Origin of the sequence: Litoreibacter roseus, from assembly GCF_009811795.1 — a bacterium.
In the GTDB taxonomy this organism is placed as follows: Bacteria; Pseudomonadota; Alphaproteobacteria; order Rhodobacterales; family Rhodobacteraceae; genus Litoreibacter; species Litoreibacter roseus.
On the sequence record NZ_BLJE01000003.1, the window covers coordinates 388,740 to 401,332 of the forward strand.

Below are 12,593 nucleotides of genomic sequence, written 5' to 3' on the forward strand. Positions count from 1 at the left end.
ATGTAAGAGAATTGGCCCATGAGCCGAGAAAACGCCCTTGATATTGCTGGACTGATCCGCGACGCGCGGAAATCGGCCGGGCTGACCCTTGAACAACTGGCGGCGATTAGTGGCGTGTCGCGCTCGATGCTGTCTGCGATCGAACGGAACGCGGCCAACCCGACATTTGCGGTTGTCTGGTCCCTTGCAGCCGCGTTGAAGCTGGATCTGTCGGCGCTGGACGGTGGCCGCGATACGGCTCCTGTCATCGAGCACGTTCACAATCAGTCTGCACCAACCCGTTTGACGGCGGACGGGCTGTGCCAGATCGCAATGCTGAACCCAAAAAACGCGAATTTGCCTGTGGAGTGGCACAAGCTGAGCTTGAAGACGGGTGGTGTGTTGCAATCCCGTGCCCATGCACGTGGAACCATGGAGCATCTGACCTGCTTTACCGGTGCGCTTTCGGTAACTATCGGGGAAAACACGGTTTCTGCCGGTTCTGGCGACACGTTGCGGTATAGAGCAGATACTGAACACACCATAACCAATGAAGCGAAAGGGATCAGCGAAGCCGTCTTGCTTGTCGTACAGCCGAAGGTTTAGCGACCGCCAAGACAATAAACGGAAACGATAAAGGGCCGCCCGAAGGCGACCCTTAGTAACACAACACTCTTCACTGAAAAATCTGTTGGAACCCTAGGATTCGTCGAGGACAGGCTCTGCTGGTACCGGTTCGTCGGTGACGGCATCGGATCCGACGGCGACGGTGTAAATCTGCGCATCATTCTGAATGGCGCTTTGACCATCAGCGATAACAAAGCCGTCCACGTCACGACGCACAGTGGCAAAGTCACGTTCTGGTATCGCATCGCCATCCAAAGCCGCCAGCACCAACGCTTTTTCATCCGACGGGCTGTCAGTGTTCGTCGCCGCGAGATGTATTTCTAGGATCTGTTGGTCCGTTAGCGATGTCACCGAATTTTCGAAACTGTTCCGCTCAAGAACACGCTCCACGTTCTCGAACACGCTTTGCGAGATCGTCTGGTACGCGACCGCACCGGTCGCGATGGCAGTCGCGGCCAAAGTGCTGAGAACGACGCGTTGCATACTTCGTCTCCTTCCGTTGAGCCGGTGGGGCAGAACCCACCGCTTCGTCCGTCTGTTGGAGTAACGTCGAAACCCGAAGATGGTTTCGCGGAAATACCGTTTCCTTTTCGGGAACAATAAGTTTGAAGCTAGCTTGCTTTCCGCTTGGGTGCGCTGCTGTCTTCTTCTGACATGTTCTTTATGGGAAGAGGTTCGTTGAAGGTGAGTGTCCGGTAGGGGAATGGAATTTCGATGCCCGCCTCATCCAGCGCGCTTTTGACCGCAGCGATGACTTGATCGCGCGAGGCGCGAATGTCGTGGGGTTTCGATCCGGTCCACCACGTTACTTCGAAATCGATAGAGGATGCGCCGAAAGACTGGGCGTAAATCTCCACATCTTTCACGTCGTCGCGGACCGTATCCACATGGGCCACAGCATCCTGAATGACCTTGCGCGCCTCATCGACATTCTCGCCGTATGCCACGCCGCAAATAATGGTCGTCCGCCGCAGGTCCTTGTCGGTCCGTACTGTGACCGGATTTTGAAACAAGTGATGGTTTGGCGTGACAACCAACTGGCCGTCAGTTTGTCTGATGCGGGTATCACGGATCGTTATTTCTTCGATTTGACCTTCGACGTCTTCGCACTCCACATGATCGCCAATCGCGAAAGGTTCCCGCAGAAGGATCAGAATGCCTGCGAGGAAATTTTCGAATGTGTCTTTGAAGGCAAAGCCGATCGCCACGGAGCCCAAGCCTAAAGTGGTTAGTGCCTTGCCCGGTGTGATGGATGGAAAAACAACGGCCAGAGCTATCAGCAAGCCGGTCAACCAGATTGTGGTACTGGTCAACATGCTGAGCACATCCACCAGATTGCGTCGCAGCCGCATCCGGGCGCAGACCCGACGCAAAATGAACCGTGCAACGGCGACAACCGCCCATGTGACGAAGATGATGAAGAGGGCCAGAACAATCTTCGGCGATGCTTCTATCGCGCCGGTAATGTAGGCGTCGAGTTGACTTGAGAGTGTGCTGCTCGCCTCTTGCAGATTGAAAACGTCTTCCATCACAGTGCCCTCTGCCATTCTGCTTTAATGGTTGAACGCGGGGGCTGGTTGGCTTGTTCCACAGTCTCAAAGTGGCGTGACCTCTGGCAAGGATGAAAAATATTCGATTTGTGAAAGTTTTTTTGGAACCGCCTGGAACCAAATCCTGAGCGTGCGGTTAACGGAATGTGACCGCCTCTTGCTGTCGGTCCAACTTAACTGGTGAAGCGCCAAGCCCCAATGTCCCTGTCCCCCGGCGCTTCACCAGCATCCCTCTCAAGATAAAAATCAGGAACCCGTTCTTGGGTTTGGCGTTCGTTTTGTATTCATACAATCGGAGAGAACGATGTCTAAGTATTCGGAAGGCGACAAAGTCGAGTGGAACTGGGGCAATGGGACCGGTACCGGTAAGGTTGCCAAGGTCTACACCCAGAAAATCACGTTGAAGATCGATGGCACCGAAGTCACGCGCGACGCGTCTGACGACACACCGGCCTATAAGATTGAGCAGGATGACGGCGACGAAGTGCTGAAGTCCGAGACCGAACTGAGCGCGGCCTGAGGCTCGCAATCGTACCTGGTCTTACATATTATCCAGACAACCAGCCGGGCATCCGGCGCGTTCGGCGCGGACGGGGGTTTTCCTACTCCGCTCCGGATGGCACGACCATTGCAGACCGGGAAGAGCGCGCTCGCATTGCTGCGCTGGCGGTGCCGCCCGCTTACGACGATGTCTGGATTACGCCCTTGCCGACAGGGCATTTGCAAGCCACCGGGCGCGATGCACGCAAACGAAAGCAGTACCGGTACCACCCGGACTGGTCCGCCGAAAAATCCCGGCTCAAATTCGACCGTCTTGCTGAGTTCGGGGAAGCACTGCCGTCCTTGCGTCGAAAGATATCAGCGGGGTTAGAAGCGCCTGCTGGCGATGTCGAACTGGCTGTGGCCGCAACGCTGGCACTGATCGACCGCGGCTCGCTACGGGTGGGGCATCCGTCCAACACCAGGGAAAACGGCACTTATGGCGCAACGACTTTGCGCAACGATCACATCACCTTCGAGGGCGGCGTGATCGAGTTGTCCTATCTGGCCAAGGGGCACACGGATGTAAAAAAACGCCTGCATGGCAAGGCGTTGGAGCGCGCGCTTGAGAAAGTGCATGATTTGCCTGGGTGCGAATTGATTTCTTGGATTGATGATCAGGGCACCCCCCATGCCGTTCGCTCCGAGCAACTGAACGGCCTGATCGAGGAGGTCTGCGGATCTGGTATGACGGCGAAGACCTTTCGCACGTGGAATGGCACGCATGAGGCTTTTCGCACAGCCTTGGTGCAGGAGGAGCTGACAATAAAGTCAATGTCAGAGGCCGCGGCAGATCGGTTGCACAACACGCCGACCATTGCGCGCAACAGTTACATCCATCCGGCTGTTGTCGACTTGACGGAACTGCCGACGGATGAGCGGAAAACGTTGCTCGCCGACATCGATCCAGCGCCCGGTGGCGACTGGCGCGCAGGGGAGGCCGAACTGTTAAGTTTTCTCAAGCAGAAGACGTCTTGAGGGGCTTGAACCCCGTGGCCCAGCCGTCCTCGGCTGACACCAGCTTTGTCTTCCGTCCCGTATAGATCGCGCCCAGAACAGCGAACACATTCGCCGCGACAGCGGCAACCAATATGCCAATATAGCCCAGAAGTGTTACGCCGATCCACGCACCCGGCAGATATACCAGAAAGATGCGCGACAGGCTCAGCCCCATCGACCATCCAGCCTTGGACCGTGCGTTCATCGCCGCGTTTGCTGTGACGAGGATACCATATCCAAAGAGGCTGCACCCAACGACGCGCAGGTAGAGCGCGGTGTATTCAGCGGCGCCTTCATCCGATGCAATCATTTGAGCGATTGGCCCCGCAAAGATCGTCAGCAAGACCGCAAGAGCCGCACCGTAGCCTAGGCAGAAGGTCCACGCCGCACGCACTGCGAGCCGGGCACGATCCTCTCGTTTAGCGCCCCAGTTTTGGCCGACGACAGGGCCAATCCCTGATGACAGCGCCAGCATGACAACGATGGCTAAGGATTGCACACGGGTTGCGGCCCCGAACCCTGCCACAGCTGTGTCCCCCAGCGTCGCGACCGCCGCCGTCACGGCAGCCATGCCGGCCGGGTTGATGGCATTGGATAGGGCTGCGGGCGCGCCGACATTCGCGATGTCCTTCACAGAGTCCCGGATCCCTTTCAAAGGCGTGTCGCCAAGCGCCAGCATCCCGCGCCTCACCGCATAGGTCACGGCGGCAACGCAAGCCGTGAGTTGCGCGATGAACGTTGCCATGGCAGCGCCCGCTGTTTCAAAGCCGGGGATCGGTCCCCAGCCGAACACCAGAAGCGGCGTGATCAAAACATTGATCACTGCGGAAAAAATCATGATCGCCGCGGATGTTGTGCCGTCGCCGTGTGCTCTGAAGATGGAATTGGTGATCATCATCATCACGAGAAACGGAAACGAGAGCGCCCACCAGTTTGTGTACGCCGATACCTCTGTCATCACCTCGTCGGACGCCCCGATCAGGCCAAATATCCAGGGATGCGCCAGCCAGAACGCGATTGCAGCGATGATGGCGAGGCACAGGCCAAGACCGAAGGCATGAAGTGCTAGCCTGCAGGCCACGCTGTCCTCATCTTCCCGACCCAGGCTTTGTGATACAACCGTGTTCGCGCCCGCCGAAAGGCCGATTGCAAGGGATGTGATTGAGGTGGTTACCGGGTAGATATAGCCAACGGCAGCCAGCGGGTTCTGTCCCAGCTGTCCGAGAAAGTAAGCGTCTGCGATGCCTACACTCAAGACAGCAAAGATCCCGAAGCTCATAGGCGCGCTGATCTGGGCTAGCGCTTTCCACACCGGCCCTTCCGTCAGTTTGCGATTTGCCATCTACATGATCGGCCTTTTGACGGGCGGCTCGGACGAGCACAAGGCGAGCTCTGCCAGCGGCTCTACGTCATTGACCTGAAGGATGCCATCTGACCAACTTGCGAGTTGGCGTTCACGAAGCTTGGCGAGCGTTTTGTTTGTATGGACAAGGGAAAGTCCAAGGGCATCAGCCATATCCTGTTGCTTGAAGGGCAAGGGCATTGTGCCCCGATCGACCATGCCAAGGGCTTGCCCACGCAGAAAAATGCGGCAGAGCGACCAGGCAACGGCCTCAAGCGCGGACCGCTGTCCCAAAGAGGCTAAGGCCTCTCCCAGAAAGTGTTCCTCAACAGCCGCCATCCACGTGATGTCGAATGCCCGGTCAGGGTGATTGCGGAAAAAATTCCAGAACTCGCTTCGGTCAAACACACACAGCGTCATGCGTGTGGTGGCCTCAACCGAATGCTGCATTTCGCCCATGATGCCGGCCTGGAGGCCGATGAAATCGCCGGGAAATACAAAGTTGATGACCTGCCTACTGCCATTTTCCAGTGTTTTGTAGCGCAGACCCATTCCATGCAGTGCTGTAAACAGCTGTGGGCTGTTGGACCCTTCCATCAGCAGAGGCGTCCCAGGATCTACGATCAGTTCCCCTGCCTTGAACTTCTGCATGAAGCGGATTTCAGGCTCTGTGAACTGAACAAAAAGATCGCGCCTGCGCAGGGGGCAGTTTTCGCACTTGGTGGCCATTTTTATACATCCTGTATGTCACAGTTTAATGCGCAGCGACGTTAATGGTTCCATAACCCGAAGGTCTAACGCGAAGGGCGTAGTGGAAAAAATGTTTGCCAGGCAGGGCACAGTGCAGCAATTTTTAATTGTTGAGCCTGATCCAATTGTCTCGTTGGATCTTAGCGAAATAATCTCTGATTGGGTTAAGGATCCCGCTATCGAAGTAGTGCACCACGCCGAAGAAGCGCGTGAGATTTTGATGCGGATCCCTGCGCTTGCCGTGGCATTCATTAATATTCCGTTCGAGGAATACAACGCCTCAGGTCTCTACAAACTTGTATCTGAAAAAGGAGGTCGGACGATATCGACATATCCGTCCGATGCCGAAACAGCGACGGCCGATGTGGTGCAGATCCATCGGCCGTTCAGTTCAGATATGATAACCAAAGCGCTCAGTGAGGTTGGCGTTTCTCAGCGTTGATCCCGGCCTGTAGACCAAACAGAAACGCTTGCACGAGAGGTGGCGCATCGGCGTTGTTGGCGGCCGTTGTCTTTGGATCTTGCGTTACGTTTGCTTTGATATTCAAGCTTTCGTCAGCACCGCCGCCCAACCCAAATGCCAGAAGTATGAACCCCGCTCCGGAGAATACCGCCGCCATAATCAGCGCGGACACCTCTACCGAATAGGTGTTGCGAAGAACGGCCCACGCGGCAACGGTCAGAAAACCAGCACCAACAGACAAACAAAGCAGGCCCCCAACCGAGAAGCCTGCTCTGCGCGCCGCGTTCGACGCTTTTCGCTTTACTGCCTGAAGCATGGTGTTCTCAGCGACGCGAAGACATGAAGCCAAGCAAGAAGCCCACGCCCGCCGCAATGCCGAGCGCTGTTGTTGGCTGGTTTAGAACGAAAGCGTGGGTTTGTTTCTGTAGGTCGTCGGCATGCGCTTTGAGCGCATCAGCGTGTTCTTTGCCCTTTTGCGCAGCGTCATCTACTTTTCCGCGCGCCGCATCCGCAAGAGTGTCGGCCTTCGCTTTTCCGTACTCACCGAGCGTGCTGGTCAGATTGCTGATGTCAGTTTTCAGCAACTCTATTTGTGCTGCCAGATCTTCTGTCGTCGGTTCTGCCATTTTACCATTTCCAGTCTGGGCGCGTGCCATGAGTATCTCCGTTGTTTGCCTATTAGTGACGAAACGCTCAGGGAATGCTTCGGTTCCTTAAATTCGTTTTAGGAAAGTTGGAACAAATTGCCGCTTGTTCTGGTTTGAGCCGTGAACACGACAATGAGAGGGTCCGTTTAGCCGCCGCAACGAACCGGCGAGAGAATTGAGGTAGAAGATGTTCTATTGGGCAATGGTTTTCTTGGCTGTAGCGTTGATTACAGGTCTATTCGGATTTGGCACCCTGGCGGCCGGAACCGCAGAACTGATCTTCTCAATTTTCGTAGCCATCTCTATCGCCACCCTTATCATTGGTGTGATCCAGAAGTCGAAAGATTGATCTTAGATTATCGGAGGAAGTTATGACAGACGCGCTCAAAGTTGTACCAAGCGAGACAGAAGTAAATTCAGGCGTGCGAGATGTCGATGCGCTGGCTAAGGGGCTGGCGGATGTGTTGGCGGACACCTACCGCCTCCTGTTTAAATCACATGCCTATCATTGGAATGTCGAAGGCCCACTTTTCTATTCGCTCCACAACCTTACAGAAGAGCAATACGAGAACATGTTCGAGGCTGCAGATGAACTGGCAGAGCGTATTCGCGCCTTGGGCAAGCTGGCACCCATGACCATGAAGGGGATCATGGATGCTTCTGTGATCGAAGATTTGGACGAAGTACCCTCAGCAGGTAAAATGTGTGCAGACCTTGCCGCAGATCACGAGCGGATTGCCCATCGCCTGCACGCGCTCATCGAGCTTGCTGACGAACACAAAGATGCGGTTACCGAGGACCTGGCGACCGAACGGTCAGCGTTCCATGAACAAGCCGCGTGGATGCTGAAAGCTATCGGCGCACAGTAGTATTGTATTCTTGAAAAAGAGGCCCCGCATCTGACGTGCGGGGTCTTTTTTATGCGGTCAGCGTTTCCGTTGATGAAAAGAACATGGCCTGACTTATAGCCGACCGAACTTGGTAGTCCTTAAACGGCTTCGAGATCAAAAACGCCGGTTCGGGCTTTTCACCGGTCAGCAACCGTTCCGGGAATGCAGTGATGAAGATCACCGGAATATCGCCAAAATGTGCTAGAAGGTCCTGCACCGCATCAATGCCAGAGGAGTTATCCGCCAGTTGGATATCCGCAAGGATCAGGTCCGGACGCTCGGCTTTGCCGATCGCAACCGCGTTTTCATGGGTGCGCGCGACACCGGTGACGCGGTGGCCGACATCACTGACCATGGCTTCCAGATCCATCGCAATGACGGCTTCATCCTCAATGATAAGGATCCGGCCAGAGACGTTGTCTTGCATCTCCGTCTCGGCCGCTGAAAGCAAAAGCTCCACCTCGTTTGTGTCTGTCTCCATGATCTGAGCGATCTCTTCGACCGAAAATTCTTCGACAGTGCGCAACAAAAGTGCCTCTCGCGCGTTGGTCGTCAGAGTTGCAAGGTGTTTTTGTGCACGCGCTGCAAGACCACTTTCTTCTTCGGAAACGACGGCACCGGCACTGCGCCAAATGGTATGAAAGCAGCGGAACAGCGTGACACGTACAGATTGCCCCGCATCAAAAATTGAGGTGTCCTGAAGGATGGCTTCAAGGGTCGCTGCGGCATAATTGTCACCGCTTCGCTGGGATCCTGTCAGCGCGCGTGCATAGCGTCGCAAAAACGGGAGATGTTCTGCAATCTGAGCAGAGAGTTTTGGGGAGTTCGCGGTGTCAGACATTTATAAGGTCCCTTGGGCCATTATTTTAGGATTATGAGAGGTTTTTTCGGAACCAAACGCAAGCAGACGTTGTTGGGTTCCGTTGGTGGTCGAGAAAAAAGTTAATGTGGCGAGAGATTGAATGTCCCAAGACGAAGACGCAGGCAAAAATCAGAGCGGCAATCTCATCGATCAAAACCTGAAAAAGGTTTTTGATGACGTGTTGAACGAGGAATTGCCAGATCGACTTACCAATCTGCTCGCACAGTTGCGCGCAAGCGAAAACTCCGAAGATGGCAGCGGCGAGGCCGGTAAGTGAGCGCCGTGGACCCACGCGATGAAATGCTGGATCATCTTCCTGCACTTCGCGCATTCGCTATGAGCCTGACCCGTAACAGTTCAACTGCCGATGACATGGTTCAGGACACGGTTGTCAAAGCTTGGTCGAACATCAATAAATTTCAGCCTGGCACCAATATGCGAGCCTGGCTTTTCACCATTCTTCGCAACACCTATTACTCAAGTCGACGGAAGCTGAACCGCGAGGTTGCGGATGTCGATGGCGTGTTCACTGAGACGCTGTCGGAAAAGCCGGCTCATGATGGTCACCTGCATATGCAGGACTTCAAAACGGCTTTTGCCAAATTGCCGGATGAGCAACGTGAGGCGCTGATCTTGGTCGGCGCGTCCGGCTTCAGTTACGAGGACGCAGCGGAAATGTGCGGCGTGGCGATCGGCACGATCAAGAGCCGTGCCAATCGGGGTCGTGCAAAACTGACAGAGCTGATGGGGCTGGGCGAAGGTGAAAGCATGGAACTCACGGACAGTGCGACAATGGCGGTGGTTTCAGGCGGAAGACGATCACCGGTCTGATGACGCCCAAACTTCAAAAGCCGCTTTGGTATCGCAGGATCGGCTTTCAGGTCGCTTTCATGATGTCCCTTGCGCTTTTGCCACTTGGCCTTATTGCGGTTGGCCAAAGTCATCGCGCCAGCGTTCAGGTTCTCGACAATGCCGAACAGGCGCTCTTGGCGCTGACATCGCAGGCCGCTTATCAAGAGCGTTTGGTTATACAGCGTGCGGTCGGCGCGGCGGCGGCATTGGGTGATGTCGCGGGTATTGATGAGCAAGATCCGCGGACATGTGCAGATCGGCTCGACCGGTACATTGAAACGCAGGAAAACTATATTTTTGTCGGCGTGACGACGCCAATTGGTGTGACGTCCTGTGCATCGTCCGGTGCACAGCTGGACCTTAGTGAACAGGAGACGTTCAAGGACCTGTTGAAAGATCCCAAAACGCACATCTGGTCCGGCGCCGACGCGACAGGCGACGGCACGCCCTTGATCGTGGTGTCAGAGCCATTTTACCGCAACAACAGCTTTGGTGGTTTCGTTTCGATTTACATCCCGCCCAAGGCACTGACGCCCGAGCGGGACAAGGTGCAGTTCAACACGCTCAACACTGTGATCACCTTTGACACGGCTGGTCGTATTTTGACGTCGACCGGTCAATATGAGGACGCGTCAGATCGGTTGCCACAGGCGCGGTCTCTGGAGACCTTGTCTGCGGGGGGGCCTCGGGCGTTCGTCGGGACCACGCAAGCCGGACAAGAGCGCATCTTTACCGTCGCCCCCATAGTTGAGAAATCTATTTACGTGTTGGGTGTGTGGCAGGCCCCACCGGGGGTCTTGAAAACTGGCAGCCTCCTTACGACAGCAAGCCTGTTTCCAATCGTCATGTGGTTGACCAGCTTGGCCGTGGCTCTTTTTGCGGTCCATCGACTGATCATTCGTCACATCGTCACTCTGGGCGGTCAGATGCGCCGTTTCGCGCGAGATCGGGCATTGCCGGGCAGCCAAGAGAAAAAGGAGATGCCCGCAGAAATTCTTGTGATGCAGGAAAACTTCACCGAGATGGCCTATGGCATTCTCGAGGATGAGGCGCGCTTGGTCGATGCCGTCCGGGAGAAAAATATCTATCTCAAAGAAGTGCACCATCGGGTCAAAAACAACCTGCAGCTGATTTCCTCGATCCTGAACATGCAGATCCGAAAAGTGTCGGAGCCGGACGTTCGCATGATGCTCAAACGTCTGCAGGAACGAGTCCTGAATCTTGCAACCATCCATCGCAATCTTTACCAAGCGGACTCTGCAGGCGCGATTGATGCAGCTGATCTGATCCGCGAGGTCGTGGCGAATGTGACCGCCAACATGCCAATGACCGGTCCCGGCGCACCGTCCATTTCAGTGGATGCTCAGAACGGGGTTTCCTTCTATCCAGATCAGGCTGTGCCGTTCTCGCTTCTGCTTGCCGAAATCCTGACCAACGCCCTGACCTACGCTTCGACGGATGGTGATGCAGGGCCGTGGGCGAAGATTTCATTCGAGGCCGCCAAGAGCGGTAAATGCAAACTGGCTGTTAAGAATTCCGTCAGTAAAGATATTCACGAAACAGACGCAGGGATCGGCGCTCAGCTTATCCGCGCTTTCGTCATTCAGCTTGATGCTCAGGAAAAGATCGAAAGCAAGGATGGCGTTTATGAAGTCGCCATCTCTTTCGACTTGATCGATAACTCACCACCTGACGTCGACTTCTGATCGTCACCGGCGGGACGTTCTTCGACCGGGTTCAGAATGCAGTTGGCGACTGCAAGGCTCCAGATCAGGACGGGAATTGCGATGAAGCCGCCGACCGGACCCCAGAGCCAAATCCATACGACAAGCGACAGAAAGACCAGCAACGGATTGACCCGCATCGATTTTCCGACAAGGCCCGGCGTAACGAACTGACCCTCGGTTGCATTCAAAACAAGATATGTCAGTGCTGGCAAGAAACCGTAGGGCCCCACGAAGGTGATGCTGCCGACCAGTAAGAGGGTCACCGCCAAGCAGATCGGCCCAAGATAGAGGATGAAGTTCACCAAAAAGGCGAGCACCCCCCAGAATATGGGTGTCGGCATCCCCAGTATGGTCATCACGACGAAAATAACCGTCCCAAAACTCGCATTGATAGCAGTAATGGTAATGAAATATTTTGCGACACGCTTTTCAGCCCACCGCAGCTCCCGATCTCCGAGCCGGTTGAAGCTTTTACCGGCCCATCTGTAGATATCCTCGCGGCCCAGCAGGAAGAAATAGAGCGTCCCGATGAAGATGAACATGCGTCCAAGGTAATCCGGCGCGAGAAACAAGGCGTTGGACGCAGAGGGCAGCGGAACATCGCCCTCAGTTGACCCGGTGTCGCCATTGCCAGTTGTTGCTGCGATCTCTTCGGTGATCTCTTCAAGCCCGCGCAGCATGCGTTGTAATTCCGAAACGAGACCTTTTATCTCGGTCCAGATGAGGGGGGCCTGATCAATGGCTTTCGATACCGCAGGTTCAAGCAAAATCGCCACTACGCCGACAACAGCGAGGCCAAGGATGCAGGTCAGAAGTGCAGCAAGGGCGGTGGGCAGGCGCAGCCTGCAAAAGAAATCACTCAGCGGGGACAGGATGATGCCAAAGACCAAGGCCAGCATCATCGGGGCGAAGATCGCAACCGCCTCCCTGAGTGCAATGAAGACCAGAATGCCAGTGAGAATGACGACGCAGGTCGAGACAGTGTGGCGTTGAAGCATGAGAATCCCCCACGCCTTAACCTTTTCGGCATCATTAAAGTTCCCAAGGGAGCGCAGCTTTTGTCAAAGAGCGCCACTCGCGGCGTCAGACGAAACCCAGCCGGCCTAACGCCCGCAAGGCTTTGTCGCGCCTTGTGGGGTCGCCGGACAGAACGTCTTCATTCAATTGCCTGACGGTTGCAGACAGCGCGCGGGCCTCAACCTTTTCAGATATAAACCCAGCCGCTTCGTCTTCGCTAAACCCCAATATTGTATCTGGTGAAACGTTTTGAACCCCGTAGTTCGACATACACTTGATCCCCGCAAGCTTTCGATTCCCACTAAAAACCTAGCGCGGTTCGCGTGGTGAGTCCCGAAAATAGATATC

Annotated in this window: 18 protein-coding genes; 9 read left to right on the top strand and 9 right to left on the bottom strand. The window is 55.2% G+C overall.

The features are described 5' to 3' along the window. Positions 1–18 precede the first annotated feature (18 nt). Positions 19–585, top strand: a complete 567-nt coding sequence (locus KIN_RS15770) for a helix-turn-helix domain-containing protein (RefSeq protein WP_159808788.1) — start codon at positions 19–21, stop codon at positions 583–585. A gap of 93 nt (positions 586–678) precedes the next feature. On the opposite strand, the gene KIN_RS15775 is transcribed toward KIN_RS15770, so the two are convergent. Both KIN_RS15775 and KIN_RS15780 read right to left on the bottom strand, forming a co-directional pair. Next, complete coding sequence (locus tag KIN_RS15775) at positions 679–1,089, bottom strand: hypothetical protein (RefSeq protein ID WP_159808790.1); 411 nt, start codon at positions 1,087–1,089, stop codon at positions 679–681. Between the two features lie 128 nt (positions 1,090–1,217). Beyond that, positions 1,218–2,135: a mechanosensitive ion channel family protein gene (locus KIN_RS15780; RefSeq protein WP_159808792.1), complete on the bottom strand. Its 918-nt coding sequence runs from the start codon at positions 2,133–2,135 to the stop codon at positions 1,218–1,220. Positions 2,136–2,460: 325 nt separating this feature from the next. On the opposite strand from KIN_RS15780, the gene KIN_RS15785 reads away from it, so the two are divergent. Beyond that, positions 2,461–2,676, top strand: a complete 216-nt coding sequence (locus KIN_RS15785) for a hypervirulence associated TUDOR domain-containing protein (RefSeq protein ID WP_159808794.1) — start codon at positions 2,461–2,463, stop codon at positions 2,674–2,676. A gap of 50 nt (positions 2,677–2,726) precedes the next feature. Further along, positions 2,727–3,674: a DNA topoisomerase IB gene (locus KIN_RS15790; RefSeq protein WP_373281671.1), complete on the top strand. Its 948-nt coding sequence runs from the start codon at positions 2,727–2,729 to the stop codon at positions 3,672–3,674. Here the strand turns inward: KIN_RS15790 and KIN_RS15795 are convergent. Further along, positions 3,655–5,037, bottom strand: a complete 1,383-nt coding sequence (locus tag KIN_RS15795; protein ID WP_159808796.1) for an MATE family efflux transporter — start codon at positions 5,035–5,037, stop codon at positions 3,655–3,657. The genes KIN_RS15790 and KIN_RS15795 overlap by 20 nt on opposite strands. After that, a complete protein-coding gene (locus KIN_RS15800) occupies positions 5,038–5,766 on the bottom strand; it encodes a Crp/Fnr family transcriptional regulator (protein ID WP_159808798.1) in 729 nt (242 codons plus the stop codon). 82 nt (positions 5,767–5,848) lie between these two features. Between KIN_RS15800 and KIN_RS15805 the strand changes: the two genes are divergently transcribed. Beyond that, the gene (locus tag KIN_RS15805; RefSeq protein WP_159808800.1) at positions 5,849–6,229 is read left to right on the top strand and encodes a hypothetical protein; all 381 of its coding nucleotides are present in this window, start codon (positions 5,849–5,851) and stop codon (positions 6,227–6,229) included. Here the strand turns inward: KIN_RS15805 and KIN_RS15810 are convergent. Together KIN_RS15810 and KIN_RS15815 are read right to left on the bottom strand one after the other, a co-directional pair. Then, on the bottom strand, positions 6,201–6,566 hold the full coding sequence (locus tag KIN_RS15810; RefSeq protein WP_159808802.1) for a phage holin family protein: 366 nt from the start codon (positions 6,564–6,566) through the stop codon (positions 6,201–6,203). The genes KIN_RS15805 and KIN_RS15810 overlap by 29 nt on opposite strands. A 7-nt stretch (positions 6,567–6,573) precedes the next feature. Then, positions 6,574–6,906 carry an ElaB/YgaM/YqjD family protein gene (locus KIN_RS15815; protein ID WP_159808804.1) on the bottom strand — a complete coding sequence of 111 codons (333 nt, stop codon included), beginning with the start codon at positions 6,904–6,906 and terminating at the stop codon, positions 6,574–6,576. Between the two features lie 178 nt (positions 6,907–7,084). On the opposite strand from KIN_RS15815, the gene KIN_RS15820 reads away from it, so the two are divergent. Both KIN_RS15820 and KIN_RS15825 read left to right on the top strand, forming a co-directional pair. Next, the gene (locus KIN_RS15820; protein ID WP_159808806.1) at positions 7,085–7,246 is read left to right on the top strand and encodes a DUF1328 domain-containing protein; all 162 of its coding nucleotides are present in this window, start codon (positions 7,085–7,087) and stop codon (positions 7,244–7,246) included. A 22-nt stretch (positions 7,247–7,268) separates the two neighbouring features. Then, positions 7,269–7,766: a Dps family protein gene (locus KIN_RS15825; RefSeq protein WP_159808808.1), complete on the top strand. Its 498-nt coding sequence runs from the start codon at positions 7,269–7,271 to the stop codon at positions 7,764–7,766. 49 nt (positions 7,767–7,815) lie between these two features. Here the strand turns inward: KIN_RS15825 and KIN_RS15830 are convergent, their stop codons facing one another. After that, the gene (locus KIN_RS15830; RefSeq protein ID WP_159808810.1) at positions 7,816–8,628 is read right to left on the bottom strand and encodes a response regulator; all 813 of its coding nucleotides are present in this window, start codon (positions 8,626–8,628) and stop codon (positions 7,816–7,818) included. 121 nt (positions 8,629–8,749) lie between these two features. Here KIN_RS15830 and KIN_RS15835 point away from each other — a divergent pair, with 121 nt between their 5' ends. Genes KIN_RS15835 through KIN_RS15845 form a run of 3 tightly spaced genes read left to right on the top strand, consistent with a single transcriptional unit; the run spans position 8,750 to position 11,207 of the window. Further along, positions 8,750–8,926 (top strand): NepR family anti-sigma factor, encoded by a 177-nt coding sequence (locus KIN_RS15835; protein WP_159808812.1) that lies wholly within the window; start codon positions 8,750–8,752, stop codon positions 8,924–8,926. After that, entirely contained in the window at positions 8,923–9,480 is a 558-nt protein-coding gene (locus KIN_RS15840; protein WP_159808815.1) for an RNA polymerase sigma factor, read from the top strand. Before KIN_RS15835 ends, KIN_RS15840 begins: the two co-directional genes overlap by 4 nt. Beyond that, positions 9,480–11,207, top strand: a complete 1,728-nt coding sequence (locus tag KIN_RS15845) for a sensor histidine kinase (protein WP_159808817.1) — start codon at positions 9,480–9,482, stop codon at positions 11,205–11,207. Before KIN_RS15840 ends, KIN_RS15845 begins: the two co-directional genes overlap by 1 nt. On the opposite strand, the gene KIN_RS15850 is transcribed toward KIN_RS15845, so the two are convergent. Both KIN_RS15850 and KIN_RS15855 read right to left on the bottom strand, forming a co-directional pair. Beyond that, positions 11,147–12,226 carry an AI-2E family transporter gene (locus KIN_RS15850; protein ID WP_159808819.1) on the bottom strand — a complete coding sequence of 360 codons (1,080 nt, stop codon included), beginning with the start codon at positions 12,224–12,226 and terminating at the stop codon, positions 11,147–11,149. The two genes, KIN_RS15845 and KIN_RS15850, sit on opposite strands and share 61 nt — an antisense overlap. A gap of 85 nt (positions 12,227–12,311) precedes the next feature. Further along, positions 12,312–12,515 carry a hypothetical protein gene (locus KIN_RS15855; protein ID WP_159808821.1) on the bottom strand — a complete coding sequence of 68 codons (204 nt, stop codon included), beginning with the start codon at positions 12,513–12,515 and terminating at the stop codon, positions 12,312–12,314. Between the last annotated feature and the right edge of the window lie 78 nt (positions 12,516–12,593).